Source organism: Eikenella glucosivorans, from assembly GCF_016025525.2.
Taxonomy (GTDB): domain Bacteria; phylum Pseudomonadota; class Gammaproteobacteria; order Burkholderiales; family Neisseriaceae; genus Eikenella; species Eikenella glucosivorans.
This window is the reverse complement of sequence record NZ_JACSGR010000007.1, coordinates 188,152-213,942: the sequence shown is the minus strand read 5'-3', so window position 1 is coordinate 213,942 and position 25,791 is coordinate 188,152. Positions and strand designations below refer to the sequence as shown.

Annotated in this window: 41 protein-coding genes; 40 read left to right on the top strand and 1 reads right to left on the bottom strand. The window is 49.6% G+C overall.

Annotation, left to right across the window (positions count from 1 at the left end):
- Positions 1-84: 84 nt before the first annotated feature.
- The 40 genes from H9Q10_RS10385 to H9Q10_RS10195 all read left to right on the top strand — a co-directional run bounded on the left by H9Q10_RS10385 (position 85) and on the right by H9Q10_RS10195 (position 24,610).
- Entirely contained in the window at positions 85-1,614 is a 1,530-nt protein-coding gene (locus tag H9Q10_RS10385) for a helicase HerA-like domain-containing protein (protein ID WP_197903899.1), read from the top strand.
- Positions 1,615-2,070: 456 nt separating this feature from the next.
- Complete coding sequence (gene rpsL / locus H9Q10_RS10380) at positions 2,071-2,442, top strand: 30S ribosomal protein S12 (protein ID WP_003824684.1); 372 nt, start codon at positions 2,071-2,073, stop codon at positions 2,440-2,442.
- Between the two features lie 114 nt (positions 2,443-2,556).
- Entirely contained in the window at positions 2,557-3,030 is a 474-nt protein-coding gene (gene rpsG / locus H9Q10_RS10375; protein WP_067593114.1) for a 30S ribosomal protein S7, read from the top strand.
- 18 nt (positions 3,031-3,048) lie between these two features.
- Positions 3,049-5,154, top strand: a complete 2,106-nt coding sequence (fusA, locus tag H9Q10_RS10370) for an elongation factor G (RefSeq protein WP_197903898.1) — start codon at positions 3,049-3,051, stop codon at positions 5,152-5,154.
- Positions 5,155-5,290: 136 nt separating this feature from the next.
- Complete coding sequence (gene tuf / locus H9Q10_RS10365) at positions 5,291-6,475, top strand: elongation factor Tu (protein WP_197903811.1); 1,185 nt, start codon at positions 5,291-5,293, stop codon at positions 6,473-6,475.
- Positions 6,476-6,492: 17 nt separating this feature from the next.
- Positions 6,493-6,804, top strand: coding sequence for a 30S ribosomal protein S10 (gene rpsJ, locus H9Q10_RS10360; protein WP_002642322.1), 312 nt, complete (start codon positions 6,493-6,495; stop codon positions 6,802-6,804).
- A 7-nt stretch (positions 6,805-6,811) separates the two neighbouring features.
- A complete protein-coding gene (locus H9Q10_RS12255) occupies positions 6,812-6,940 on the top strand; it encodes a hypothetical protein (protein ID WP_274381500.1) in 129 nt (42 codons plus the stop codon).
- Positions 6,941-7,141: 201 nt separating this feature from the next.
- Complete coding sequence (rplC, locus tag H9Q10_RS10355; RefSeq protein WP_197903897.1) at positions 7,142-7,786, top strand: 50S ribosomal protein L3; 645 nt, start codon at positions 7,142-7,144, stop codon at positions 7,784-7,786.
- Positions 7,786-8,406, top strand: a complete 621-nt coding sequence (rplD, locus tag H9Q10_RS10350; protein ID WP_197903896.1) for a 50S ribosomal protein L4 — start codon at positions 7,786-7,788, stop codon at positions 8,404-8,406. The genes rplC and rplD overlap by 1 nt, the downstream gene beginning before the upstream one ends.
- A complete protein-coding gene (rplW, locus tag H9Q10_RS10345) occupies positions 8,403-8,717 on the top strand; it encodes a 50S ribosomal protein L23 (protein ID WP_197903895.1) in 315 nt (104 codons plus the stop codon). The genes rplD and rplW overlap by 4 nt, the downstream gene beginning before the upstream one ends.
- A 5-nt stretch (positions 8,718-8,722) precedes the next feature.
- Positions 8,723-9,556 (top strand): 50S ribosomal protein L2, encoded by an 834-nt coding sequence (rplB, locus tag H9Q10_RS10340; protein WP_197903894.1) that lies wholly within the window; start codon positions 8,723-8,725, stop codon positions 9,554-9,556.
- A 5-nt stretch (positions 9,557-9,561) separates the two neighbouring features.
- Positions 9,562-9,837 carry a 30S ribosomal protein S19 gene (gene rpsS, locus H9Q10_RS10335; protein ID WP_082890797.1) on the top strand — a complete coding sequence of 92 codons (276 nt, stop codon included), beginning with the start codon at positions 9,562-9,564 and terminating at the stop codon, positions 9,835-9,837.
- An 8-nt stretch (positions 9,838-9,845) separates the two neighbouring features.
- Complete coding sequence (gene rplV, locus H9Q10_RS10330) at positions 9,846-10,175, top strand: 50S ribosomal protein L22 (RefSeq protein WP_197903893.1); 330 nt, start codon at positions 9,846-9,848, stop codon at positions 10,173-10,175.
- Positions 10,176-10,184: 9 nt separating this feature from the next.
- A complete protein-coding gene (gene rpsC / locus H9Q10_RS10325) occupies positions 10,185-10,880 on the top strand; it encodes a 30S ribosomal protein S3 (protein WP_197903892.1) in 696 nt (231 codons plus the stop codon).
- Entirely contained in the window at positions 10,864-11,280 is a 417-nt protein-coding gene (gene rplP / locus H9Q10_RS10320) for a 50S ribosomal protein L16 (protein ID WP_197903891.1), read from the top strand. Before rpsC ends, rplP begins: the two co-directional genes overlap by 17 nt.
- Positions 11,280-11,480 (top strand): 50S ribosomal protein L29, encoded by a 201-nt coding sequence (gene rpmC / locus H9Q10_RS10315; RefSeq protein WP_197903890.1) that lies wholly within the window; start codon positions 11,280-11,282, stop codon positions 11,478-11,480. The genes rplP and rpmC overlap by 1 nt, the downstream gene beginning before the upstream one ends.
- Positions 11,473-11,736, top strand: coding sequence for a 30S ribosomal protein S17 (gene rpsQ, locus H9Q10_RS10310; protein WP_197903889.1), 264 nt, complete (start codon positions 11,473-11,475; stop codon positions 11,734-11,736). The genes rpmC and rpsQ overlap by 8 nt, the downstream gene beginning before the upstream one ends.
- A 182-nt stretch (positions 11,737-11,918) precedes the next feature.
- Positions 11,919-12,287 (top strand): 50S ribosomal protein L14, encoded by a 369-nt coding sequence (rplN, locus tag H9Q10_RS10305; protein WP_197903888.1) that lies wholly within the window; start codon positions 11,919-11,921, stop codon positions 12,285-12,287.
- A gap of 20 nt (positions 12,288-12,307) precedes the next feature.
- Positions 12,308-12,628, top strand: a complete 321-nt coding sequence (rplX, locus tag H9Q10_RS10300; protein ID WP_197903887.1) for a 50S ribosomal protein L24 — start codon at positions 12,308-12,310, stop codon at positions 12,626-12,628.
- A gap of 19 nt (positions 12,629-12,647) precedes the next feature.
- Entirely contained in the window at positions 12,648-13,187 is a 540-nt protein-coding gene (rplE, locus tag H9Q10_RS10295; RefSeq protein ID WP_197903886.1) for a 50S ribosomal protein L5, read from the top strand.
- A gap of 2 nt (positions 13,188-13,189) precedes the next feature.
- Positions 13,190-13,495 (top strand): 30S ribosomal protein S14, encoded by a 306-nt coding sequence (gene rpsN, locus H9Q10_RS10290; protein ID WP_197903885.1) that lies wholly within the window; start codon positions 13,190-13,192, stop codon positions 13,493-13,495.
- A gap of 17 nt (positions 13,496-13,512) precedes the next feature.
- Positions 13,513-13,905, top strand: coding sequence for a 30S ribosomal protein S8 (gene rpsH, locus H9Q10_RS10285; RefSeq protein WP_197903884.1), 393 nt, complete (start codon positions 13,513-13,515; stop codon positions 13,903-13,905).
- 26 nt (positions 13,906-13,931) lie between these two features.
- On the top strand, positions 13,932-14,465 hold the full coding sequence (gene rplF / locus H9Q10_RS10280; RefSeq protein WP_197903883.1) for a 50S ribosomal protein L6: 534 nt from the start codon (positions 13,932-13,934) through the stop codon (positions 14,463-14,465).
- A 16-nt stretch (positions 14,466-14,481) separates the two neighbouring features.
- Positions 14,482-14,835 carry a 50S ribosomal protein L18 gene (rplR, locus tag H9Q10_RS10275; protein WP_197903882.1) on the top strand — a complete coding sequence of 118 codons (354 nt, stop codon included), beginning with the start codon at positions 14,482-14,484 and terminating at the stop codon, positions 14,833-14,835.
- A 43-nt stretch (positions 14,836-14,878) separates the two neighbouring features.
- Entirely contained in the window at positions 14,879-15,385 is a 507-nt protein-coding gene (gene rpsE, locus H9Q10_RS10270; protein ID WP_197903881.1) for a 30S ribosomal protein S5, read from the top strand.
- A gap of 1 nt (position 15,386) precedes the next feature.
- Complete coding sequence (rpmD, locus tag H9Q10_RS10265) at positions 15,387-15,572, top strand: 50S ribosomal protein L30 (protein ID WP_197903880.1); 186 nt, start codon at positions 15,387-15,389, stop codon at positions 15,570-15,572.
- A gap of 1 nt (position 15,573) precedes the next feature.
- Positions 15,574-16,008, top strand: coding sequence for a 50S ribosomal protein L15 (gene rplO / locus H9Q10_RS10260; protein WP_197903879.1), 435 nt, complete (start codon positions 15,574-15,576; stop codon positions 16,006-16,008).
- A gap of 58 nt (positions 16,009-16,066) precedes the next feature.
- Positions 16,067-17,353 (top strand): preprotein translocase subunit SecY, encoded by a 1,287-nt coding sequence (gene secY, locus H9Q10_RS10255; protein WP_197903878.1) that lies wholly within the window; start codon positions 16,067-16,069, stop codon positions 17,351-17,353.
- 5 nt (positions 17,354-17,358) lie between these two features.
- Positions 17,359-17,577, top strand: coding sequence for a translation initiation factor IF-1 (gene infA / locus H9Q10_RS10250; RefSeq protein WP_082890800.1), 219 nt, complete (start codon positions 17,359-17,361; stop codon positions 17,575-17,577).
- 18 nt (positions 17,578-17,595) lie between these two features.
- On the top strand, positions 17,596-17,709 hold the full coding sequence (rpmJ, locus tag H9Q10_RS10245) for a 50S ribosomal protein L36 (RefSeq protein WP_003697674.1): 114 nt from the start codon (positions 17,596-17,598) through the stop codon (positions 17,707-17,709).
- A 63-nt stretch (positions 17,710-17,772) separates the two neighbouring features.
- The gene (rpsM, locus tag H9Q10_RS10240; RefSeq protein WP_197903877.1) at positions 17,773-18,138 is read left to right on the top strand and encodes a 30S ribosomal protein S13; all 366 of its coding nucleotides are present in this window, start codon (positions 17,773-17,775) and stop codon (positions 18,136-18,138) included.
- An 11-nt stretch (positions 18,139-18,149) separates the two neighbouring features.
- Positions 18,150-18,545: a 30S ribosomal protein S11 gene (gene rpsK, locus H9Q10_RS10235; RefSeq protein WP_197903876.1), complete on the top strand. Its 396-nt coding sequence runs from the start codon at positions 18,150-18,152 to the stop codon at positions 18,543-18,545.
- 18 nt (positions 18,546-18,563) lie between these two features.
- Positions 18,564-19,184: a 30S ribosomal protein S4 gene (gene rpsD, locus H9Q10_RS10230; protein ID WP_197903875.1), complete on the top strand. Its 621-nt coding sequence runs from the start codon at positions 18,564-18,566 to the stop codon at positions 19,182-19,184.
- A 29-nt stretch (positions 19,185-19,213) separates the two neighbouring features.
- Complete coding sequence (locus H9Q10_RS10225) at positions 19,214-20,191, top strand: DNA-directed RNA polymerase subunit alpha (RefSeq protein ID WP_197903874.1); 978 nt, start codon at positions 19,214-19,216, stop codon at positions 20,189-20,191.
- Positions 20,192-20,218: 27 nt separating this feature from the next.
- Complete coding sequence (rplQ, locus tag H9Q10_RS10220; protein ID WP_197903873.1) at positions 20,219-20,596, top strand: 50S ribosomal protein L17; 378 nt, start codon at positions 20,219-20,221, stop codon at positions 20,594-20,596.
- 93 nt (positions 20,597-20,689) lie between these two features.
- Entirely contained in the window at positions 20,690-21,409 is a 720-nt protein-coding gene (locus tag H9Q10_RS10215; protein ID WP_197903872.1) for an AzlC family ABC transporter permease, read from the top strand.
- Positions 21,406-21,705, top strand: a complete 300-nt coding sequence (locus tag H9Q10_RS10210; RefSeq protein ID WP_197903871.1) for an AzlD family protein — start codon at positions 21,406-21,408, stop codon at positions 21,703-21,705. The genes H9Q10_RS10215 and H9Q10_RS10210 overlap by 4 nt, the downstream gene beginning before the upstream one ends.
- A gap of 179 nt (positions 21,706-21,884) precedes the next feature.
- Positions 21,885-22,079, top strand: a complete 195-nt coding sequence (locus H9Q10_RS10205) for a zinc-finger domain-containing protein (protein ID WP_197903870.1) — start codon at positions 21,885-21,887, stop codon at positions 22,077-22,079.
- Positions 22,080-22,148: 69 nt separating this feature from the next.
- Positions 22,149-23,189, top strand: coding sequence for a lipopolysaccharide heptosyltransferase II (waaF, locus tag H9Q10_RS10200; protein WP_197903869.1), 1,041 nt, complete (start codon positions 22,149-22,151; stop codon positions 23,187-23,189).
- Complete coding sequence (locus H9Q10_RS10195; protein ID WP_197903868.1) at positions 23,186-24,610, top strand: FAD-binding domain-containing protein; 1,425 nt, start codon at positions 23,186-23,188, stop codon at positions 24,608-24,610. The genes waaF and H9Q10_RS10195 overlap by 4 nt, the downstream gene beginning before the upstream one ends.
- Positions 24,611-24,868: 258 nt before the next feature.
- On the opposite strand, the gene H9Q10_RS10190 is transcribed toward H9Q10_RS10195, so the two are convergent.
- Positions 24,869-25,498: an FG-GAP repeat domain-containing protein gene (locus H9Q10_RS10190; protein WP_197903867.1), complete on the bottom strand. Its 630-nt coding sequence runs from the start codon at positions 25,496-25,498 to the stop codon at positions 24,869-24,871.
- Positions 25,499-25,791 lie beyond the last annotated feature (293 nt).

Genomic DNA, 25,791 nt, shown 5'->3' with positions numbered 1-25,791 from the left:
CGCCCGCCGTGCCAACAAATTTGCCGTCAAACCCCGCGATTCCGCTACAATACCGTCCGTTATCAATCCCCTTGGAGAAGCACGATGGCGCAATTCGATATCGCCAAAACCGCCGCCGACAGCCGCGATTTGTTCCTGCTCGGCCAGATGGCTAACCGCCACGGCCTGATTGCCGGCGCCACCGGCACAGGCAAAACCGTCACCCTGCGCAAAATGGCCGAAAGCTTCAGCGCCGCCGGCATCCCCGTGTTTATGAGCGATGTGAAGGGCGACCTCTCCGGCATCGCCAACCCTGGCGACGGCCAGGGTAAAGTGGGCGAGCGCATCGCCCAGTTCGGGCTGGATGCGGAAGGCTACCTGAAAGGCTTCCCCGTGCGCTTTTGGGACGTGTACGGCGAAACCGGCATCCCCGTGCGTGTCACCATTTCCGAAATGGGCCCCATGCTGCTCTCCCGCCTGATGAACCTGAACGACACCCAGGAAGGCCTGCTCAACCTCGTGTTTAAAGCCGCCGACGATAAAGGCTGGCACCTGATCGATTTGAAAGACCTGCGCGGCATGCTGCAATACGTGGCCGAACACGCCAAAGAATACCGCACCCAATACGGCAACGTTTCCGCCGCCAGCGTCGGCGCCATCCAGCGTCAGCTGCTGCAGCTGGAAAGCGAAGGCGGCGACCTGTTTTTCGGCGAGCCCGAGCTCAACCTGCAAGACTGGCTGCAAACCGAAGGCGGGCAGGGCGTGATCAACATCCTGAATGCCGAAAAACTCATGCGCTCGCCCCGCCTCTACAGCGCCTTTTTACTGTGGTTCCTCGCCGAGCTGTTTGAAACCCTGCCCGAAGTCGGCGATTTGGAGAAGCCCAAATTCGTCATGTTCTTCGACGAAGCCCACCTGCTGTTCGACAGCGCCGCCGACAGCCTGCTCAAACAAGTCGAGCAAGTGGTGCGCCTTATCCGCTCCAAAGGCGTGGGCGTGTATTTCGTTACCCAAAACCCGCTTGATCTGCCAGACACCGTGCTCGGCCAGCTCGGCAACCGCGTGCAGCACGCCCTGCGCGCCTTCACTCCGCGCGACCAAAAAGCCGTGCGCGCCGCCGCCGAAACCTTCCGCAGCAATCCCAAGCTGGACGTGGCGCAAGTGATCACCGAGCTGGGCGTGGGCGAGGCGCTGGTGTCCTTCCTCGATGAAAAAGGCATGCCTGGCGTGGTGGAGCGCGCCTTCGTGTTGCCGCCGCAATCCCAGCTCGCCCCACTGGCCTCCGCCGAGCGCGACAGCCGCTTCCAAAACGACATCCTCTACCGCCACTACAAAGACGCGGTGGACAATTTCTCCGCTTACGAAGCCCTGCAACAGCTGGAGCAGGCCGCAGCCGCACAAGCGCAGGCCGAAGCCAAAGCCCAAAGCAGCGCCGCCGCGAGCGCGCAAAAAGCCGAACGCAGCCAGGGCGGCGTGGTGGACGGCTTCCTCGGCGGCCTGTTCGGCAGCCGCAAACGCGCCAACCAGGGCCTCGGCTACGACCTGGCCGATTCGCTCGGCAGCCAGGTAAACAAACAAATCACGCGCAGCATCACCCGCAGCATCATGGGCGTGATCCGCAACGCGATCAAGTAAGGCTGAGCCGAAGCCGCGCTTGCCGCCAGCCGCCGGGTTTCGGCAAAGCAAAAGCGGATGCTTGATATATGGCTGTATGAAGGCTACCTGAAAAACTGTATTCAGCAATTTTCAGGTAGCCTTTTTCTTTTGTTGCCCCGCTTCATGGTTTGCCAGAGGCTACCTGAAAAATTTCACTCCGCAGTAACGCCGCCGTATTGCGCTATATTTTTCAGGTAGCCTCAAGCGTGTGCGGATATGGGATACGGCAGACTGCTTCTCCGCACCAAACAGCGTTATTCGCCAAGCCGGCCAAGCAGCCCGGTGCTGCGCATAAAGCAACAATCCCGCCTGTAAACCACGAAAAGCTAAGGTATATTCCGCCGCCGCCATTGACCCGCCGCTTGCAAAAGAACTATAATTCCGCTCTTGCCGGCATGGTGTCGGCAAATATTTAACTCAACAGGACGAGAAAATATGCCAACTATTAACCAGTTAGTACGCAAGGGCCGCAAAAAGCCCGAGTACGTAAACAAGGTGCCCGCACTGGAAGCCTGCCCGCAGAAACGCGGCGTGTGCACCCGTGTGTACACCACCACCCCGAAAAAACCGAACTCCGCTTTGCGTAAAGTGTGCAAAGTGCGCCTGACCAACGGCTTCGAGGTGATTTCATACATCGGCGGCGAAGGCCACAACCTGCAAGAACACAGCGTGGTGCTGATTCGCGGCGGCCGTGTGAAAGACTTGCCGGGTGTGCGTTATCACACTGTTCGTGGTTCTCTGGATACCGCCGGCGTGAAAGACCGTAAACAGGCCCGTTCTAAATACGGTGCCAAACGCCCGAAATAATTTTTTAATACAGGCACGTCGGCCGCTCTTATTGATATAACGGCCGAGTAAGTGAATGCTCCTATGGGCATTCGCGGGAGTGAATCCCAGCTGAATAGATTAAAGGAAATTGAAATGCCAAGACGTAGAGAAGTCCCCAAGCGCGACGTATTGCCGGATCCGAAGTTCGGTAGCGTTGAACTGACCAAGTTTATGAACGTTTTGATGGTGGACGGTAAGAAATCCGTTGCCGAGCGCATCGTGTATGGTGCGTTGGAGCAAATTGCCAAAAAAGTGCAGGGCAAAGAAGCCATCGAGGTGTTTAACGAAGCCATCGATAATGCCAAACCGATCGTGGAAGTGAAAAGCCGCCGTGTTGGTGGTGCCAACTACCAGGTTCCTGTTGAGGTTCGTCCTTCCCGCCGTTTGGCGCTGGCGATGCGCTGGGTACGCGATGCGGCCCGCAAGCGTGGTGAAAAGTCCATGGACTTGCGTTTGGCCGGTGAGCTGATGGATGCGGCCGAAGGCCGCGGCGGCGCGTTGAAGAAACGTGAAGAAGTGCACCGCATGGCCGAAGCCAACAAAGCCTTCTCTCACTTCCGCTTCTAATTTTGAAAGGCGACCAAAATGGCTCGTAAAACCCCGATTAGTTTGTACCGTAATATCGGTATTTCCGCCCACATTGATGCGGGCAAAACCACTACTACCGAACGTATTCTGTTCTACACCGGCCTGACTCACAAAATCGGTGAGGTGCACGACGGTGCGGCCACCACCGACTGGATGGAGCAGGAACAGGAGCGCGGTATTACCATTACTTCTGCTGCCGTAACCGCCTACTGGAAAGGTATGGGTGGTCAGTTTAAAGAGCATCGTTTCAATATTATCGACACTCCCGGACACGTGGATTTCACTGTTGAGGTGGAGCGTTCCATGCGCGTGTTGGACGGCGGTGTGATGGTGTACTGCGCAGTTGGCGGTGTGCAGCCTCAATCCGAAACCGTATGGCGCCAGGCAAACAAATACAAAGTGCCGCGTTTGGCCTTCGTAAACAAAATGGACCGCCAAGGCGCCAACTTCTTCCGCGTGGTTGATCAGATGAAGACCCGTCTGCGCGCCAATCCGGTGCCGGTAGTGGTGCCGGTGGGTGCCGAAGATAATTTCGAAGGCGTGGTGGATCTGCTGAAGATGAAAGCCATTATTTGGAACGAAGCCGACAAAGGTGTGACTTTCGAATACGGCGATATTCCGGCCGATTTGGTGGCAACTGCCGAAGAATGGCGTCAGAACATGATTGAAGCCGCAGCTGAAGCCAATGAGGAGCTGATGGACAAATACTTGGGCGGCGAAGAGTTGACCGAGGAGGAAATCGTTGGTGCACTGCGTCAACGTACTTTGGCCGGTGAAATCCAGCCGGTATTGTGCGGTTCTGCATTTAAGAATAAAGGCGTGCAGCGCATGCTGGATGCCGTGGTAGAGTTTTTGCCGTCCCCGACCGACATCCCGCCGGTACAGGGCGTGAACCCGAATACCGATGAGCCGGAGCACCGCGAAGCCAGCGACGATGCTAAATTCTCCGCTTTGGCGTTCAAACTGATGAACGATAAATACGTCGGCCAGCTGACCTTTATCCGTGTTTACTCTGGCGTGCTGAAATCCGGCGACAGCGTGGTGAACTCCGTTAAAGGTACCCGTGAACGCATCGGCCGCTTGGTACAGATGACTGCCAACGACCGCGACGAAATCGATGAAGTGCGCGCAGGCGATATCGCCGCCGCCATCGGTTTGAAAGATGTGACTACCGGTGAAACGCTGGCTGCCGAAGATGCACCGATTATTCTGGAGCGCATGGAATTCCCCGAGCCGGTAATCCACGTGGCTGTTGAGCCGAAAACCAAGGCCGACCAAGAGAAAATGGGTATTGCCCTGAACCGCTTGGCTAAGGAAGACCCCTCTTTCCGCGTGCGTACCGACGAAGAATCCGGCCAAACCATTATTTCCGGCATGGGGGAACTGCACCTGGAAATCATCGTTGACCGCATGAAACGTGAATTCGGTGTTGAAGCCAATGTGGGCGCGCCGCAAGTAGCCTATCGCGAAACCATCCGCAAAGAAGTCGAGTCCGAAGCCAAACACGTTAAACAGTCCGGCGGTAAAGGTCAGTACGGTCACGTTGTGATCAAAATGGAGCCGATGGAACCGGGTGGTGCCGGCTACGAATTTATCGACGAAATCAAAGGCGGCGTGATTCCGCGCGAGTTCATTCCGTCTGTGGACAAAGGTATCCGCGATACGCTGCAAAACGGTATTGTGGCCGGTTATCCGGTGGTGGACGTGCGCGTGCGCCTGACCTTCGGTTCTTACCATGATGTGGACTCTTCGCAAATCGCGTTTGAATTGGCCGCTTCCATGGCGTTCAAAGACGGTATGCGCAAGGCCTCTCCTGTTCTGCTGGAACCGATTATGGCGGTAGAAGTGGAAACGCCGGAAGATTACATGGGCGACGTGATGGGCGACCTGAACCGCCGCCGCGGCATCGTGCTGGGTATGGATGACGACGGCATCGGCGGCAAGAAAGTCCGTGCTGAAGTGCCGCTGGCCGAAATGTTCGGTTATTCAACCGACCTGCGTTCCGCCACTCAAGGCCGTGCCACCTACACCATGGAATTCAAGAAATACGCAGAAGCCCCGGCTCACGTGGCAGAAAAAGTAGTAGCAGACCGCAAAGGCTAACTTTGCAAGCTTGGCTGTCCATTGGAGCGGGCAGCCTTCTACAGGCTACCTGAAAACTATTTCAGGTTTTGACTGGGGATTTTCAGGTAGCCTTTTGTTCTTTTAATCGATCTTTTATATGAAAAGGAATTAGCTCATGGCTAAGGAAAAATTCGAACGTAGCAAGCCGCACGTAAACGTTGGCACCATTGGTCACGTTGACCATGGTAAGACCACGCTGACCGCAGCGCTGACCACCATTTTGGCTGAGAAATTTGGCGGACAGGCCAAAGCCTACGACCAGATTGACAACGCCCCGGAAGAAAAAGCCCGCGGCATCACCATCAACACCGCCCACGTAGAATACGAAACCGAGCACCGCCACTACGCCCACGTAGACTGCCCCGGCCACGCCGACTACGTGAAAAACATGATTACCGGTGCTGCCCAGATGGACGGCGCCATCCTCGTCGTATCCGCCGCCGACGGCCCCATGCCCCAGACCCGCGAACACATCCTACTCGCCCGTCAGGTAGGCGTACCCTACATCCTCGTATTCATGAACAAATGCGACATGGTAGATGACGCCGAGCTGCTCGAACTCGTAGAAATGGAAATCCGCGACCTGCTCTCCAGCTACGACTTCCCCGGCGACGACTGCCCCATCGTACAAGGTTCCGCCCTCAAAGCCCTCGAAGGCGATGCTGGCTACAAAGAAAAAATCTTCGAACTGGCCGCCGCTCTCGACAGCTACATTCCCACTCCTGAGCGCGCCATCGACAAACCCTTCCTGCTGCCGATTGAAGACGTATTCTCCATCTCCGGCCGCGGTACCGTGGTAACCGGCCGTGTAGAACGTGGCGTTATCCACGTTGGCGACGAAATCGAAATCGTCGGCCTGAAACCCACCCAGAAAACCACCTGCACCGGCGTCGAAATGTTCCGCAAACTGCTCGACGAAGGCCAGGCAGGCGACAACGTAGGCGTACTGCTGCGCGGTACCAAGCGCGAAGAAGTGGAACGCGGCCAAGTGCTGGCCAAACCCGGCAGCATCACCCCGCACACCAAGTTCAAAGCCGAAGTGTACGTATTGAGCAAAGAAGAAGGCGGCCGTCACACCCCGTTCTTCGCCAACTACCGTCCGCAATTCTACTTCCGCACCACAGACGTAACCGGTGCTGTAGAACTGGAACCCGGCGTAGAGATGGTGATGCCCGGCGAGAACGTAACCATTACCGTAGAACTGATTGCCCCGATTGCGATGGAAGAAGGCTTGCGCTTTGCGATTCGCGAAGGTGGCCGTACGGTAGGTGCCGGTGTGGTTGCTTCTGTAATCGCTTAAGTAAGGATAACGAATAAATGGCAAACCAAAAAATCCGTATCCGCCTGAAAGCTTACGATTACAGCCTGATCGATCGTTCGGCTCAGGAAATTGTTGAGACTGCCAAGCGTACCGGCGCCGTAGTAAAAGGCCCGATTCCGTTGCCGACTAAAATCGAGCGTTTCAACATTCTCCGCTCTCCGCACGTGAATAAGACTTCCCGTGAACAGTTGGAGATTCGTACCCATCTGCGCCTGATGGATATCGTAGATTGGACTGACAAGACTACTGATGCACTGATGAAGCTGGATTTGCCGGCTGGTGTGGATGTGGAAATCAAAGTACAGTAGCCGTTGCTTGCAGATTAAAACCGGACAGGATGAACTGTCCGGTTTTTTATTGTACGTGGTCAGAATGTTTGAGAAAGGATTTTCAGGTAGCCTGGTGGTGGCGCAGAAGGGTAAAAGGCTACCTGAAAAACGATAACAAGGTGGTTATAGGCTAGATGAGATTCGGTGTGGCTAGATGTGCTACGAAATGGGCGGGATAGAAAGAAAATGGAAGTTCTTCTTGAAAAGATTGGTGAAAATATAGTATAGTGCGCATCTTGGCTTTTTAAGCCGAGTTTTTGTTTTTGTCCAATGACTGGCCAATCGTAGCTGGTCCCTTGTTATATAAGGAAAAATCATGACTTTAGGTCTGGTTGGGCGCAAGGTGGGGATGACTCGCGTGTTTACTGAGCAAGGTGTTTCCGTGCCGGTAACTGTGCTGGAAATGTCTCCTAACCGCGTCACTCAGGTGAAATCCAAAGATACCGACGGCTATACTGCCGTTCAGGTTACCTTTGGTCAGAAAAAAGCTAGCCATGTAAATAAGGCTGATGCAGGACATTATGCGAAAGCAGGTGTTGAAGCAGGCCGTGGTTTGCATGAATTTGCTTTGTCTGAAGAAAAATTGGCCGAATTGAAAGTTGGCGATGAAGTAACTGTTGCTATTTTCGAGGCTGGTCAGTTGGTAGATGTAACTGGCACCTCTAAGGGTAAAGGTTTTGCTGGTACCATCAAGCGCCATAATTTTGGTTCGCAACGTGCTTCTCACGGTAACTCTCGTTCTCACCGTGTTCCGGGTTCTATTGGTATGAACCAGGATCCGGGTCGCGTATTCCCTGGTAAGCGCATGGCCGGTCAGTATGGTAATACCACTTCAACCGTGCAGTGCTTGGAAGTGGTTCGTGTGGATGCAGGGCGCAATCTGCTGTTGGTCAAGGGTGCCGTGCCTGGTGCTGCCAATGGTAATGTGGTTGTGCGCCCGAGCGTGAAAGTAGGTGCATAATGGAATTAAAAGTAATTGATAGTAAAGGCCAAGTTTCAGGTAGCCTTGCTGTTTCCGATGCGCTGTTCGCACGCGAGTACAATGAAGCATTGGTGCATCAGTTGGTAACTGCGTTTTTGGCAAATGCTCGCTCTGGTAATCGTGCTCAGTTGACTCGTGCGGAAGTGAAGCACTCTACCAAAAAGCCTTGGCATCAAAAAGGTACTGGGCGTGCGCGTGCTGGTATGACTTCCTCTCCGCTGTGGAGAGGGGGTGGTCGTATATTCCCGAATAAACCGGATGAAAATTTTACTCAGAAGGTGAATCGTAAAATGTATCGGGCAGGCATGGCGACTATTCTGTCCCAGCTGGTTCGTGATGAACGATTGTACGTTATTGAGGAATTGTCTGCTGCTACTCCGAAAACCAAAGCTTTTGCTGAACAAGTAAAGAATTTGGGGATGGATCAGGTTTTGTTTGTGACCAAGCAATTGGATGAGAACGTGTATTTGTCTTCTCGTAACCTGCCGAATGTGTTGGTTTTGGAAGCTCAACAGATCGATCCGTACAGCTTGCTGCGTTACAAAAAGGTAGTGGTTACCAAGGAAGCAGTTGCGCAACTTGAGGAGCAATGGGTATGAATCAACAACGCTTGATGAAAGTAATTTTGGCTCCTGTTGTTTCTGAGAAGAGCAATCTGCTGGCCGAAAAACGTAATCAGATGACTTTTAAGGTACTGCCTGATGCTACTAAAGCTGAAATTAAAGCAGCTGTAGAGTTGTTGTTTGGTGTTCAGGTAGCCTCTGTAACCACTGTTGCAATCAAAGGCAAGGTAAAACGTTTTGGCCGCTCTTTGGGTCGGCGCAGTAACGTTAAGAAGGCTTATGTTGGCTTGGCTGCCGGACAGGAGCTGGATTTAGAAGCCGTTGCAGCAGCTGCAGATAAGGAATAAATACTATGGCTATTGTAAAAATGAAGCCGACTTCTGCAGGTCGCCGCGGTATGGTGCGCGTTGTTGCAGAAGGTCTGCATAAGGGTGCGCCTTATGCGCCCTTGCTAGAAAAGAAAAATTCTATTGCTGGCCGTAATAATAATGGGCACATCACTACTCGTCATAAGGGTGGTGGTCATAAGCATCATTATCGTATTGTAGACTTTAAACGTGACAAGGATGGTGTTCCTGCCAAGATTGAGCGAGTCGAGTATGATCCGAATAGGACTGCTTTCATTGCATTGCTTTGCTATGCTGATGGTGAGCGTCGCTATATTATTGCTCCTCGCAATGTGCAGGTAGGGGCAGTCTTGGTTTCCGGTTCGGAGGCTCCGATTAAAGCTGGTAATGCATTGCCTATCCGTAATATCCCTGTAGGCACAACGGTTCATTGTATTGAAATGAAACCAGGTAAGGGTGCGCAGATTGCGCGTTCTGCGGGTGCTTCAGCTGTGTTGTTGGCTAAAGAAGGGATCTATGCACAAGTGCGCTTGCGTTCTGGTGAAGTGCGTAAAATCCATATCGATTGCCGAGCTACTATCGGTGAAGTTGGTAATGAAGAGCAGAGCCTGAAAAAAATTGGTAAGGCTGGTGCTAACCGTTGGCGTGGTATCCGCCCGACAGTTCGTGGCGTGGTTATGAATCCAGTTGATCACCCGCATGGTGGTGGTGAAGGTCGTACTGGTGAAGCTCGTGAACCTGTTAGTCCGTGGGGTACTCCTGCTAAAGGTTACCGAACTCGTAATAACAAGCGTACGGATAATATGATTGTCCGTCGTCGCTATTCAAATAAAGGTTAATTAATATGGCTCGTTCATTGAAAAAAGGCCCATATGTAGACCTGCACTTGCTCAAAAAAGTTGATGCTGCCCGTTCGAGCAATGACAAACGACCAATTAAAACGTGGTCTCGTCGTTCTACAATCTTGCCAGATTTTATTGGGTTGACTATTGCAGTACATAATGGCCGTACGCATGTTCCTGTATTTATCAGTGATAACATGGTGGGTCATAAACTGGGTGAGTTTGCACTGACGCGTACTTTTAAGGGACATTTGGCTGATAAAAAGGCTCAGAAATAAGGTGAAATATGAGAGTATCTGCACAACATAAAAATGCCCGTATTTCTGCTCAGAAAGCACGACTGGTGGCAGATCTGGTTCGCGGTAAAGATGTAGAGCAGGCTTTAAATATCTTAACTTTCAGTGCTAAAAAAGGCGCTGAATTAATCAAAAAGGTATTGGAGTCAGCTATTGCGAATGCTGAACATAATGAAGGCGCTGACATTGATGAGCTGAAAGTAAAGGCTATCTTTGTAGATAAAGGGCCTAGCCTAAAGCGATTCCGTGCAAGAGCAAAAGGTCGTGGTAATCGTATTGAGAAACAAACATGTCATATTAATGTGACGGTAGGAAACTAAGGAAAAGCTATGGGACAAAAAATTAATCCAACTGGCTTTCGCTTGGCTGTTAATAAAGATTGGTCATCTAAGTGGTTTGCTAAGAGTACAGAGTTTTCTGCTGTTTTGAAGCAGGATATCGAAGTACGTGAATATCTACGCAAGCACTTGGCTAATGCCATGGTGGGTCGTGTTGTTATTGAACGTCCAGCTAAGTCTGCTCGAATTACCATTCATACTGCTCGTCCAGGGGTAGTGATTGGTAAGAAAGGGGAAGACATAGAGATGTTGAAGCGGGATTTGCAGGGTTTGATGGGTGTTCCCGTTCATGTGAACATTGAAGAAATCCGCAAGCCTGAATTAGATGCGCAAGTTATTGCAGATGGGATCGCTCAGCAATTAGAAAAACGAGTGCAATTTCGTCGAGCGATGAAACGTGCGATGCAGAATGCGATGCGAACCGGGGCAAAAGGTATTAAAATCATGACTTCTGGTCGGTTGAATGGTGCCGATATTGCGCGTAGTGAATGGTATCGTGAAGGTCGTGTGCCATTGCATACCTTGCGTGCAGAAGTAAACTACGCTACCAGTGAAGCCCATACTACTTATGGTGTTATTGGATTGAAAGTATGGGTGTATAAAGGTGAGGCTGGTCAAGTAGCAGAAAACTCCGAACAGGAACATAAACGCAGAAAAGGAGGTAGTCGCCATGCTACAGCCGGTTAGAATGAAATACCGTAAACAGCACAAAGGGCGTAATACAGGTATTGCTACCAATGGATATGATGTAAGCTTTGGTAACTTTGGATTAAAGGCTATCGGGCGTGGTCGATTGACAGCTCGTCAGATTGAAGCAGCCCGCCGTGCTATGACTCGTCATATCAAACGTGGTGGTCGTATTTGGATTCGGGTTTTTCCTGATAAGCCTATTACTGAAAAACCGATTCAGGTTCGTATGGGTGGTGGGAAAGGATCTGTTGAGTATTATGTAGCTGAAATTAAGCCTGGTAAAGTACTCTATGAAATGGATGGAGTATCAGAAGTTTTGGCTAGGGAGGCATTTGCGTTAGCTGCTGCAAAATTGCCTATTCGCACAACTTTTGTGTCTCGGCAGGTGGGTAAATAATGAAGATGCTTGAGCTAAAAGATAAATCACGAAGCCAACTAGAAGCTGATTTGGTTGATTTGTTGAAAATGCAGTTTGGTTTGCGTATGCAACATGCTACAGGGCAGTTGAGTAAGAATAGTGAACTCAAAAGAGTCCGTCGGGATGTTGCAAGGATTAAAACTAAATTGGCTGAAATAGGGGGTGGTAATAATGAGTGATACCAAAATCGTTCGGACGTTACAGGGAAAAGTTGTCAGTGATAAAATGGACAAAACTGTAACTGTTTTGATTGAGCGTCGCGTGAAGCACCCTCTTTACGGTAAAATTATTCAGCGATCAACAAAGATTCATGCTCATGATGAGCGTAATGAATGTAAAGTAGATGACATAGTTGTGATTGCGGAGAGTCGCCCATTTTCGAAAACGAAGGCTTGGGTTGTTGAGCGTGTGGTTGAAAAATCTCAAGTGATTTAACCATACATAATGTGTTTTTTAGTGAGCGGGGCTTGCAGTATTCTTCGAGAGGCTGTATAATTCCGCTCTCTTTGCTTCTATCTTCTTTAGAGGCTTCTCCCTGAACGGGGCCAAAACTGGTTATTTGCCGGTGGTTATGATTGCAAATAGCTAAGTTGGTTAGATAAAAGGTAAGTTGAAAAATGATTCAGATGCAGACGATTTTGGATGTTGCTGATAACTCTGGTGCTCGTCAAGTGATGTGCATTAAAGTGCTAGGCGGATCTAAGCGGCGATATGCTAATGTTGGGGATGTTATTAAGGTATCTGTAAAAGATGCTGCGCCTCGTGGAAGAGTTAAAAAAGGTGATGTATATAATGCTGTTGTTGTGCGCACAGCAAAGGGCATTCGTCGCCCTGATGGCGCATTGATTAAATTTGATAATAATGCAGCAGTTTTGTTAAATGCTAAACTAGAGCCTATGGGTACGCGCATTTTCGGTCCTGTTACGCGTGAGTTGCGTACAGAGAGATTTATGAAGATTGTGTCTTTGGCTCCTGAGGTAATTTAGACGATCCAAGAGGTGTGGTAATGAATAAGATTATAAAAGGTGACCAGGTCGTTGTTATTGCTGGTAAAGATAAAGGTAAGGTTGGTCAGGTTCTTCAAGTTCTTGGTGATAGGGTGGTTGTTGATGGGGTGAGCCTGGTTAAGCGGCATCAAAAACCTAATCCTATGCGCGGTGTTGATGGTGGTGTGGTTGTTAAAAACATGCCAATCCACATTGCTAAGATTGCTCTCTTAAATAAGGATACGCAGAAGGCGGATCGTGTAGGTATTAAATTGATTGAAAGTAATGGTAAGATCAAGAGAGTTCGAGTGTTTAAATCCACTGGCTTAGATGTTGTGTAAGTGGAAAGGGTGATTAGATATGGCACGGTTGAAAGAATATTACAGCAGCACAGTTGTTCCTGCTTTGATTGAGCAATTTGGATATAAGTCGGTTATGGAAGTGCCTCGGATTGAGAAAATAACCCTTAATATGGGTGTTGGTGAGGCTGTTGCAGATAAGAAGGTTATGGAACATGCAATTACCGACTTGGAGAAGATTTCTGGGCAGAAACCTATTGTAACCCTTGCAAGAAAGTCTATTGCTGGTTTTAAAATACGTGATAATTATCCAGTTGGTTGCAAAGTTACTTTGCGGAAAGAGAAAATGTTTGAATTCTTGGACAGGCTGGTTACTATTGCGCTGCCTCGAGTAAGGGATTTTCGTGGGGTAAATGGAAAATCCTTTGATGGGCGTGGTAATTATAATATGGGTGTTCGAGAGCAGATTATATTTCCTGAAATAGAGTATGATAAGATTGATGCTCTAAGAGGGTTGAACATTACAATTACTACGACTGCTAAAACGGATGAGGAAGCAAAGGCTTTGCTTTCCCTATTTAAGTTCCCATTTAAAGGATAATCATGGCTAAAAAAGCACTTATTAATCGAGAAGCTAAAAGAGTTGCTCTTGCGCATAAGTATGCAGCCAAGAGGGAGAAAATTTTTTCTGTGATTAATGACTCTGCTGCTACGGATCAAGAAAAATTTGAGGCTAGATTGAAGCTGCAGTCTATCCCGCGTAATGCGGCTCCTGTTAGACAAAGACGGCGTTGTGCCTTAACGGGAAGACCGCGTGGAACTTTTCGTAAGTTTGGTCTAGGTCGTACAAAAATTCGTGAAATTGCTATGCGTGGTGAAATTCCTGGTGTTATTAAGGCTAGTTGGTAAGTAAGGAGTAGATAATAATGAGTATGCATGATCCTATTTCTGATATGCTGACTCGCATCCGTAATGCGCAGCAAGCAAGAAAGGCTTTCGTTGCTATGCCTTCTTCTAAATTGAAAAAAGCACTTGCTAATGTTTTAAAAGAAGAGGGGTACATAGAGGATTTTCTAGTTTCTACAGAAGAAAAGCCTACATTAGAAATTCACCTGAAATATTATTTGGATAAGCCAGTTATTGAGAAAATTCAGCGAATTTCTAAGCCTGGTTTAAGGGTGTATAAGGCGGCAGATGCTATTCCTAATGTTATGAATGGTTTGGGTATTGCTATTGTTAGTACCTCAAAAGGTGTGATGACTGGCCATAAAGCTCGTGCTTCCGGTGTGGGCGGTGAGTTGTTGTGTATTGTGGCGTAAAAGTACTTAATAAGGAGTATTTTGAAATGTCTAGAATAGCAAAAAGCCCAGTAGCAATTCCTGCTGGTGTTGATGTAAAAGTTAATGCAAATAAGATTGTTATTAAGAACAAAGATAATGAATTAGTTTTGAATGTACCGTATGGTGTTTCTGTCCAAGTCGTTGATGGACATCTTGAATTTTCTGTGATGGATGACAAAAAAGAATCTAATGCATTATCTGGTACTATTAGAGCGATCGCTGCGAATATGGTGCAGGGAGTGTTGGAAGGGTTTGAGAAAAAATTACAGTTGGTAGGGGTGGGTTATCGTGCCCAAGCTCAAGGGAATATTTTGAATTTATCGCTTGGTTTTTCTCACCCTATTGCATATGAGATGCCAAAGGGTGTGGTGGTGCAAACGCCTTCTCCAACGGAGATTGTTCTAAAAGGTTCCAATAAGCAAGTGATTGGACAGGTTGCTGCAGAAATTCGTGCTTTTAGACCACCTGAACCTTACAAAGGTAAGGGGGTTCGTTATGTAGACGAGGTGGTTATGTTGAAAGAAGCTAAAAAGAAATAACTAAGGAATATAAGCAATGGATAAATATACTAGAAGAATTCGTCGTGCATATAAAACACGAGCTAGAATTAAACAGCTAGAAATGACTAGATTGTGTGTATTCCGCAGTAATAATCATATCTATGCGCAAATAATTAATGCGGATGGTTCAGAAGTATTGTCGCACGCTTCGACATTGGATGCGGAGATCCGACAAAAATTTCAAGTTGGTAGCAATATTCAAGCAGCATCCGAGGTTGGTAAAATGATTGCTGAGAAGGCGAAGCTGCTTGGAATAGAAAGAGTAGCTTTTGATAGATCTGGTTTTCAATATCATGGACGTGTGAAAGCGTTAGCTGATGCTGCACGTGCGCACGGCTTGGATTTCTAAAGTAGAGTATAAATTAGATAACTTAATTTTAAGGGTTTAAGTAATGGCAAAGCATGATATTGAAGAACGCGGGGATGGCCTAATTGAAAAGATGGTCGCAGTTAATCGTGTAACTAAGGTGGTCAAGGGTGGTCGAATCATGGCCTTTTCCGCCTTGACTGTTGTTGGCGATGGGAATGGTCGTATTGGTATCGGTAAAGGCAAGTCTAAAGAGGTTCCTGTTGCTGTGCAAAAGGCTATGGATCAAGCTCGTCGAGCTATGATTAAAGTTTCTTTGAATAATGGTACGATCCACCATGAAGTCGTTGGCCGACATGGAGCAACAAAAGTTTTTATGCAGCCAGCAAAGGAAGGTAGCGGGGTAAAAGCTGGTGGTCCTATGCGTTTAATTTTTGAGGCTATGGGGATCCATAATATTTCTGCTAAAGTTCATGGATCTACTAATCCTTATAATATTGTACGTGCGACACTGGATGGATTAGCTAAGCTATATACTCCTGCAGAAATTGCAGCAAAAAGAGGCTTAGCTGTAGAGGAATTAGGAGTTTAGTATGGCTGAACAGAAAAAAATTACTGTGACTCTAGTGAAAAGTTTGATTGGTACCATAGAAGTGCATCGAAAATGCGCACGAGGTCTAGGTTTGCGACATAGACATCACTCGGTGGAGGTTCTTGATACTCCAGAGAATCGCGGTATGATCAACAAAATAAGTTATCTTTTGGAAATTGGAGACTGAGATGTTATTGAATAATATTCAGCCAGCTATCGGTGCAGTTAAGAAAAAACAACGAGTTGGTCGTGGTATTGGTAGTGGACTGGGTAAGACTTGTGGTCGCGGTCATAAAGGGCAAAAAAGCCGAGCAGGTGGTTTTCATAAGATTGGCTTTGAAGGTGGTCAAATGCCATTACAGCGTCGCTTACCGAAGCGTGGGTTTAAGCCTCTCTATAGGAGCAGAACAGAGACAATCACTTTGTCCGATTTGAATAAAGTGATTACCCCCGAAGTTGATTTATTGATTTTGAAACAAATGGGTTTGGTCAGCTCTAGTGCTGATACAGTCAAAGTAATTGCTACAGGTTCGATTTTAAAATCGGTAGTGGTTGGCACTGATATCATTGTTAGTTCAGGGGCAAAGCAGGCAATTGAGACTGCTGGTGGATCGATCAAGTAATGTTATTGTCGGTTATGCTAAGTGATCAGATGGCGCATCAACAATAAGGTTGGCAGAAATGAAGGATTTGAAGAAGAGATTATTATTTTTGCTTGGCGCTCTTATTGTTTTTCGGATAGGTGCTCATGTTCCAGTTCCAGGTGTTAATACAGCTGAGCTCGCTAGCTATCTTTTTGGCCAACAAGGGGGTGGAGCAGGTATTCTAGGAATGTTTAATTTATTTTCTGGAGGCTCTCTACAACGGTTCAGCATTTTTGCTATAGGTATAATGCCCTATATATCGGCTTCCATTATTATTCAATTGGCAGCTGAAGTTTTACCTTCTTTAAAAGCTCTAAAGAAAGAAGGGGAAGCAGGTAGACGGACATTAACTAAATACACTAGATGGGCAACTCTTTTTTTAGCAATTATTCAATCTTCGGCATTTCTCGCTGCGATCTATCAACCTGCTTTTATAACAGTCGGTCGGGTTGAGTTTGTTATTTCTGCGGTTGTTTGTTTAGTTACAGGTACAATGTTTTTAATGTGGTTGGGTGAACAGATGACAGAGCGAGGTATTGGTAATGGTATTTCATTATTGATTACAGCGGGTATTGTTGCAGCACTCCCTGGAGCTATTGATCAATTGTTAAATTTGGCTAGGAGCAATAATAGTATAATTACAGTATTGTTTATTATGCTGGGTGGATTAGGGTTAATCTATTTGGTTGTGTATATTGAAAGTGCACAACGGAAAATTCCAGTCCATTATGCTCGAAGGCAGTTAGGGAATAGAATAGTACAAGGCCAAAAAACACATTTGCCATTCAAGATTAATATGGCTGGTGTAATCCCACCTATTTTTGCATCTAGTATTATTTTATTTCCTTCTCAAATCATTGGATGGATGGGTAAAGGTACAGAAAATAATGTAGTAATCGATTTTATACTAGCAAATCTATCACCAAATAAGCCAATATATTCAATAGTATTTTCAGTGGCCATAGTTTTCTTTTGCTATTTTTATACAGCTTTGGTATTTAGTCCTAGAGAGATGGCTGAAAATTTGAAAAAAAGTGGTGCTTTTGTGCCAGGGATTCGTCCTGGAGAGCAAACATCTAATTATTTAGAAAAAGTTGTTATGAGGTTAACGTTGTTTGGAGCCTTATACATTACAGTTATCTGTTTGATTCCTGAGTTTGTTACAGGAGTGCTGGGAGTCCCTTTTCATCTTGGCGGAACATCTTTGTTGATTTTGGTTGTAGTGACTATGGACTTTGGTACGCAAATTGCCTCATACCGTATGAATCAGCAATATGAGCAGTTGATGAAAAAAAATTCTCCTAAGAAATCCTTGTCACGATAAATATTATGGCTAAAGAAGATACTATACAGTTACAAGGTGAAGTGTTAGAGACTTTACCTAATGCAACGTTTAAAGTTAAGCTTGAAAATGGTCATGAGGTTCTTGGACATATTTCTGGAAAAATGAGAATGCATTACATCCGAATTTCTCCGGGAGATAAAGTCACTGTAGAGATGACTCCTTATGATTTGTCTCGTGCTCGTATTGTTTTTCGAGCGCGTTAATTTGGAAAAGGAAATTAAATGCGTGTTCAACCATCAGTAAAAAAAATTTGCCGTAATTGTAAAATTATTCGGCGTAATCGGGTTGTGCGAGTGATTTGTACTGATCCTCGCCATAAACAACGACAGGGTTAATTTGCTTTAAAATTAAAAATGTGCTATTTTGAATAGCTTTTCGTCTTAATAAGGAAACGAATAATGGCTCGTGTTGCAGGAGTAAATATTCCTAATAATGCCCATGTCGTAATTGGCTTGCAGGCAATTTATGGGATCGGTGCAAGCCGTGCAAAATTGATTTGTGATAAGGCACAGGTCGTACCTACTACAAAAGTAAAAGACCTAACAGAGGGGCAATTGGACGCATTGCGTGAACAAGTTGCTCAGTATGAAGTGGAGGGTGACTTGCGTCGAGAAGTTACCATGAGTATTAAACGATTAATTGATATGGGCTGTTATCGCGGACTCCGTCACCGTAGGGGGTTGCCTTGTCGTGGACAAAGGACTAGAACGAATGCTCGTACGAGGAAGGGTCCAAGAAAAGCAATTGCGGGTAAAAAAGGTTAGGAGAAAGTTGAATGGCTAAAGCATCAGCATCTACACGTGTACGTAAAAAAGTACGGAAGATTGTGAATGATGGCGTAGTTCACATACACGCCTCTTTTAATAATACTATCATCACTATTACTGATCGTCAGGGGAATGTATTGTCTTGGGCAACTTCTGGCGGTGCAGGATTTAAAGGCTCTAGAAAAAGTACTCCATTTGCAGCGCAAGTTGCGGCTGAGGCAGCAGGTAAAGCTGCACAGGAGTACGGCGTAAAAAATTTAGAAGTTAAGATTAAAGGACCTGGGCCTGGTCGCGAATCTTCTGTTCGCTCTTTAAATGCTTTGGGTTTTAAGATTGTAAGCATTACTGATGTCACTCCGTTGCCACATAATGGATGCCGTCCACCCAAAAAACGTCGTATTTAGTCTTGGAGTAATGAAGTTATGGCACGTTATATTGGTCCTAAATGTAAATTGGCACGCCGTGAAGGCACAGATCTTTTCTTGAAGAGTGCCCGTCGCTCAATTGAATCCAAATGTAAATTGGAAAATGCGCCTGGGCAGCATGGTGCGAGAAAAGGGCGGCTTTCTGATTATGGTATTCAGCTACGAGAGAAACAAAAAATTCGTAGGTTATATGGCGTTTTAGAAAGACAGTTTCGACGTTATTTTGCGGAAGCCGCGCGTCGCAAAGGTGCAACAGGTGAACTATTGCTACAATTGTTGGAATCACGCTTAGATAACGTAGTTTATCGAATGGGTTTGGGTTCTACCCGTGCTGAAGCTAGACAATTGGTGTCGCATAAATCTATTTTGGTAAACGGACAAGTAGTTAATATTCCATCTTATCAGGTAAAAGTTGGTGATATCGTTTCAGTTCGTGAGAAAGCTAAGAAACAAGTTCGAATCCAAGAGTCTTTGCAATTGGCTACGCAAATCGGATTGCCTTCGTGGGTTTCTGTAGATGTAGATAAACAGGAAGGTGTGTTTAAAAACGTACCGGATCGTGCTGACTTGTATAGTGATATTAATGAGCAGTTGGTAGTTGAGTTTTATTCGAAATAATTTCATTGGCTCAAAAAAGGGGCAGTTAAATGCAAAACAGCACCTATGAATTCCTGAAGCCGCGACAAATTGATGTAGATGCTTTATCTGCAACGCGTGCAAAAGTTTTTATGGAGCCATTTGAGCGGGGTTTTGGTTATACACTAGGTAATGCATTGCGTCGTATATTGCTATCGTCGATGAATGGTTTCGCTCCTACGGAAGTGACGATTGCAGGTGCACTGCATGAATATTCTACATTAGATGGTGTTCAAGAAGATGTTGTAGATATTTTATTGAATATCAAAGGGATAGTTTTTAAGCTAGAAGGGCGTGATTCAGTTCAAGTGAGCTTAAATAAGTCTGGTAGTGGAGAGGTTACTGCTGCAGACTTAGAATTACCGCATGATGTAGAAATAATTAATCCAGAACATGTGATTTGCCGCTTATCAGATAATGGCAAAATTGAATTAACTATTACAGTTGAAAAAGGTCGCGGTTATCAGACAGTTGGTAGTCGGCACGATGAACACAAGCAAATTGGAGCTATCCATTTGGATGCTAATTTCTCTCCTGTGCGGCGAGTGAGTTTTGAAGTGCAGCCTGCTCGTGTAGAACAACGTACTGATTTGGATTGCTTGATTTTAGATATCGAAACCAATGGTGCGATCGAACCGGAAGAGGCTGTTCGTCGAGCAGCGCGGATTTTGATTGACCAAATGTCGGTATTTGCTGATCTTCAAGGCACACCGGTCGAGGAATCGAAAGAAGAAACTCCGCCAATCGATCCTATTTTGTTGCGGCCAGTTGATGATTTGGAGTTAACGGTTCGTTCAGCAAATTGTTTGAAGGCTGAAGATATTTACTATATTGGTGATTTGATTCAGCGAACAGAGACCGAGCTGTTAAAAACCCCGAATTTAGGAAGGAAGTCTTTGAATGAAATCAAAGAAGTCCTGGCTTCTAAAGGGTTGACTTTGGGTTCGAAATTGGATGTATGGCCGCCGGTTGGTTTGGATAAGCCATAATATTTAGTTAAAAAGGATAATAAAGTTATGCGTCATGGTAATGCTAACCGCAAATTGAACCGTACCAGCAGTCATCGTGCGGCAATGTTGCGAAATATGGCCAACTCTCTTTTGACTCATGAGTCAATTGTGACCACTTTGCCGAAAGCCAAAGAGTTAAGACGAGTAGTGGAGCCATTGATTACTTTGGGTAAAAAGCCGTCGCTGGCAAACCGCCGTACTGCATTCAATCGTACTCGCGACAGGGATGTGGTGGTTAAATTGTTTGACGAATTGGGTGGGCGCTTTGCCAACCGCAATGGTGGTTATGTTCGTATTTTGAAATACGGTTTCCGTAAAGGCGATAATGCCCCGTTGGCTTTGGTGCAACTGACTGACCTTGCACCTGCCGATGCAGCAGAATAATATAGCGCCGCTAGATTAAATCTGTTGTAATCTAAAGCTGAATTTTATGTGTTCGCATAGGATTCAGCTTTATTCATTTTTGAGAGTTGAATCATGAATGTTGCTTCCAACACCTTATCCGAATTTCGGCGCGGTATTAAGGAAGCCGTTCCGATTATGATAGGAATGGTACCGTTTGCCTTAATACTGGGTACGCAAGCAGCGCGAAACGGGATGAGTTGGCTGGAAACCGTATTGATGATGGGGCTGAACTTTGCCGGTGGCTCAGAATTTGCGGCCGTGGGTTTGTGGCATAGCCCCCTGCCGGTGCTGCTGATTATCAGCACCACGCTGCTGATCAACAGTCGGCATATCCTGATGGGTATTGCCTTTATTCCGTTTGTTCGGCATCTGCCACTGAAACAGCTTTTGCCGGCACTGTTTGTGATGACTGACGAAAGCTGGGCAATGAGCCTGGCGGATTCCAGAAAACGGCAGCAGGCCGGTTTGCCGGCGTTCAGCTTACCCTATTATTTTGGCACAGCGCTGACTCTTTACGCGCTATGGGTGGCCTGTGGGTTCCTTGGTGCCAAATTCGGCTATTTGCTGGGGAATGTGGAAAATCTCGGTTTCGGTATGGCTTTCCCTGCCGTGTTTTTGGTGCTGATCCGAGGCATGTGGACAACTTGGCGGGCTGCTATTCCCTGGCTGGTCAGCTTGATTACCGCAGCCGTGAGCTATCTGCTGCTGCCACACAGCGGCTGGTATGTTTTGCTGGGTACTTTTGCCGGGCTGCTTACCGCCTTATTCAGCCCGGAAGGGGAAAGCGAATGATCAGCTGGACATCGTTTCTCACCATCCTCGGCATGCTGGCCGTTACTTATTCCACCCGCCTGATCGGTTTTTTCGCCTTCCGCAACCGCGTGCTCTCGCCGCGCGCCAAGCGGGTGATGACCGCCGCCCCCGGATGCGTATTGATTTCCGTGATCGCGCCCAGCTTCGTTTCCGACAAGCCGCACGAGCTGATTGCCCTCGGCATCACCTTGCTGGCGGCCAGCCGCCTTTCCATGTTGCCGACCGTGTTGATCGCCGTGGCCAGCAGCGGCCTGCTCGGCTGGCTGATGGCTTAAAGGCTACCTGAAAAACCGCAAATCCGGCAGACCTCATTCAAAGAGACCGTCCGTAAAAAGGCCGGTTGGCGGAAGCGCAATATTTTCAGGTAGCCTTCCGCTAACACCTCATCCCGTGCCATCGGTATAATCCCTCCCGACATATAATCCGGCAAGCGCCGCATATTCAAGGAAACACCATGCCCCAGCAGCAAGCATCACGCCTCACCCTCCTCACGCCGCACGACCTCCCCCTGCATTGCAGCGGCCCCAAACACGAAACCTGGAACGGGCACCCCCGCGTCTTCCTGCCGATTGCCGACAACGGCCGCATCGAATGCCCCTATTGCGGCAGCATCTACCAGCTCGAAGGCAAGGCACAAGGCCACCATTGATCCGTCCGCCCGTAATTTCACCTGCCAAGCCAGTCAGGCTACCTGAAAAATTCCCAAGCCGAAGCCCGCATGCCCCCAAGCATCCTGATTATTTCCCCCTCGTGGATTGGCGACTGCGTGATGACGCAGCCGCTCTACCGCCGCCTGCACGAGCTCCATCCCGGCTGCCGGATTGATGTGTTCGCGCCCAAATGGTCGATGGCCGTGTTCGAGCGGATGCCGGAAATCAGCCAAATCCTGGAAAACCCGTTTGCCCACGGCGCCTTGCAGCTGCGCCGCCGCTGGCAGCTGGGCAAAGCGCTCGGGCGGCGCGGCTACGACCAAGTCATCGTGCTGCCCGGCTCCTTCAAATCCGCACTCATCGCCCGCGCCAGCCGCATCCCCCTGCGCACCGGCTACGTAGGCGAAAGCCGCTACCCGCTGCTCAACGACATCCGCAAGCTCGATAAAGCCGCCCTACCGCTGATGGCAGACCGCTACACCGCGCTGGCCTACCCGAAAAACCAGCCCTTCCAGCCGCGCCCCGACTTCCCCCGCCTGTCCATCGACGAGGCCAGCCGCCAAGCCGCCCTTGCCAAACACCGGCTCGATACCGAGCGCCCCATTGCCGCCTTCTGCCCCGGCGCCGAATACGGCCCCGCCAAACGCTGGCCGCCGCGCCATTTTGCCGCGCTGGCCAAACGCTATGCCGACGAAGGCCATCAGATTTGGCTGTTCGGCTCGGCCAAAGATTTCCCGATTGCCGAAGAAGTGCAGCAGCTTTCAGGTAGCCTCTGTGTGAATTTGTGCGGGCAAACCAGCCTGTCGGAAGCGATCGATTTGCTCTCGCTGGCGCACATCGTAGTGTGCAACGACAGCGGCCTGATGCACCTTGCCGCCGCGCTCGGCCGCCCGCTGGCCGCCGTGTATGGCTCGTCCAGCCCCGAGCACACCCCGCCTCTGAGCCCGCATGCGCAAGTGGTGAGCCTGCACCTCGAATGCAGCCCCTGCTTCAAGCGCGAATGCCCGCTCGGCCACACCGACTGCCTCAACAAGCTCATGCCCGACTTGGTGCACCAGGCCGGCTGCCGAGCCATCCGATCCCATTTCCCCGAAGCCGCCGAAGAATGACTGCAACCACCCTGGTTTGGTTCCACCGCGATTTGCGCACCGACGACCAGCCCGCCCTGCAACTGGCCGCGCGCACTGGCCGGCCGCTGGTGGGCGCTTATGTGTGGCCGCCGCAAGAAGAGCTGACGGCGCAGCGGCGCTATTTTATCTGGCAATGCTTGCAGGATTTGGCTGCCCGGCTGACCGAGGTCGGCATACCGCTGTATGCGTTGGAAGGCGTGGCGGAGCAGGCGTTGGCAAGCTTGGCGGCACGTTGCCGGGCGGCGGCGCTGGTGTGCACGGCGGATGCCGATTTGCCGCCATCCCTGCCGGCGGCGTTGGCGGAGCAAGGTTGCGCGTTGCACACAGTGGCCGACGGCTTGTTGCAGCAGCCGCACCAGTTTGCGCTGCCACCGTATCTAGACAACGCGGCCTTTGCCCCATTTCAGGCAGCTTGGCAGGCAGCCTGCGCCGAACAATACGCGCATTGGCAGGCGCCCGTCTGGCCGCCGTCGGGCTTGGCCGAACAGCAAAACAGGCTACCTGAAAATCTGCGGCATGCCCCGCCGTTGCCTGCCGTGCCTGCAGCGCGATTAACGATTCGCGGCGGCGAAACGGTGGCGCGGCGGCAGTGGGCCGAATTCCTGCCCAAGCTGGCACAGTATGCCGTATTGCGCGATTTGCCGGCGCAGCATGGCAGCTCGCAGCTTTCGCCGCATTGGCGCTTCGGCACGCTGTCGCTGCGAAGGGCGTGGGCGGAGGCGGCTCGTTTGCCGGAAGCGGCGGCATGGCTGAAGGAATGGGCGCGGCGCGAATTTTTCGTGCACCATTTCCGCCAATATCCCGCAACAGGGCAAGGGCTACCTGAAAACGAGCGCAGCAAGTTTCGCCAAAACGAACGAAGTGAGTTTCTGCGCAGCAAAAACGAACACAGTGAGTTTCGCCAAAACGGGCAGACTGTTTGGGAAAACAACGAACAATGGATAGCGGCCTGGCAGCGTGGCGAAACCGGCTATCCGCTGGTGGACGCGGCCATGCGCCTGCTGGGCGACACCGGTTGGCTGCCGCATAGCCTGCGCCGCCTGTGCGCGCTGTTTTTCTGCCGTGTGCTGTTGTGCGACTGGCGGATCGGTGCGGATTGGTTTGCGCGGCTGCTGCTGGATTTCGAGCCGGCGGCGAACAATGGGAACTGGCTGCTGGCCGCCGGATTGGGCGTCCGGCCGGCGGAGGAGCGCCCGTTCAACCCGGTGGTGTGGTCGCAAAGGCTCGATCCGGGCGGGCAGTTTATCCGCCGCCACCTGCCGCAGCTGGCGCATCTCGACAGCCGCGCCATCCACGCACCGTGGCGCTCGGCGGCGGAAGTGAATACCCACGGCTATCCTGCGCCGATTGCGGATTTCCAAGCCAGCCAGGCGCGCTGGCGCGAGATGAGGGCTACCTGAAAAATAAGAGCAGCCGGAACGGGCAGACTGTTCCGGCTGTTGTTTGTGCGGATGGTTTGGCTGTGGAGAAACTGGGGCTGCTGGGGAAATTTCGCGTTGGCAAAATTCGCCGTGCTTGTTTTAGCTTTGCAGCAATTTGCTGCGCTCGTTTTTGCTGCGCAGAAACTCACTTCGTTCGTTTTGACGAAACTCGCTGCACTCGTTTTCAGGTAGCCTGTTGCGGAAGGGGGAGGCTACCTGAAAAATTTGTGCGCGGCATCAGCGTTCGCGGCGTACGCTTTCGCGCCAGCGGCCGTTTACCAGCCGTTTGGTGGTGATTTCGGTGTAGGCGCCGTTGGCTTGGCGGCTGTCCCAGGTGGTGACGGCGATTTTTTGCGGGGAGCGGCCGGGGATAATCTGCCAGGTTTCTTCAACGCGGAAGCAGCAGCCGTCGCGGGCGGCGGTGGTGAGGGTGCGGCGGGCGGCGTCTACCTGAAACATGCCCAGGTAGTCGGAGGCGAGCTCGGTGAGCTCGCGGCTTTTCACAAAGCGGCCGGATTGGGTTTGCACGTAGATGTCGTAGCTGGGGCTGCTGTAGTGGCCGTTGTTGCCGTTGCGGATGGCCAAATCCAGTTTGCCGTCGAAGTTGTAGTCGCCCATCCGGATGTCGTCCGGCCGTAGGCCGGTGTCGGTGAAACCGAGCTGTTCGGATTGGAAGGTTTGGCTGAAGTTGCCGTGGCGCAGGGTGATTTGGGCGGGGCTCAGGCAGATCATGCCGTCACGGTTGCAGCCGTTGCTGCTGACTTCGGCCTGCCAGCCGGGCGGCAGTTTGGGTGCGCTCACGGTGAGGCTGCGGGCGTGGGCGGCGAGGGGCAGGGCGGCGAGCAGGATGAGCAGGGCGGGTTTCATGGCGTGGCTCCGTGTGAAAAAGAGTGGTGATGGATTGTAGCAGCAAAATCAGGCGGCTGGCTTGTTTTGGGGTGCGGGGTGTTGGGTACGGTGTTTTTGCTGCGTAGAAACTTGTTGCGTTCGTTTTAGCTTCGCAGAAACTCGCTGCGCTCGTTTTAGCTACGCAGAAACTCACTTCGTTCGTTTTAGCTTCGCAGAAACTCGCTGCGCTCGTTTTCAGGTAGCCTGGAGCGGCGGTTTTGGCAAATGCGGGCAAATCGGGCATGATTCGGTTTGAACGGAAATTGCAGATA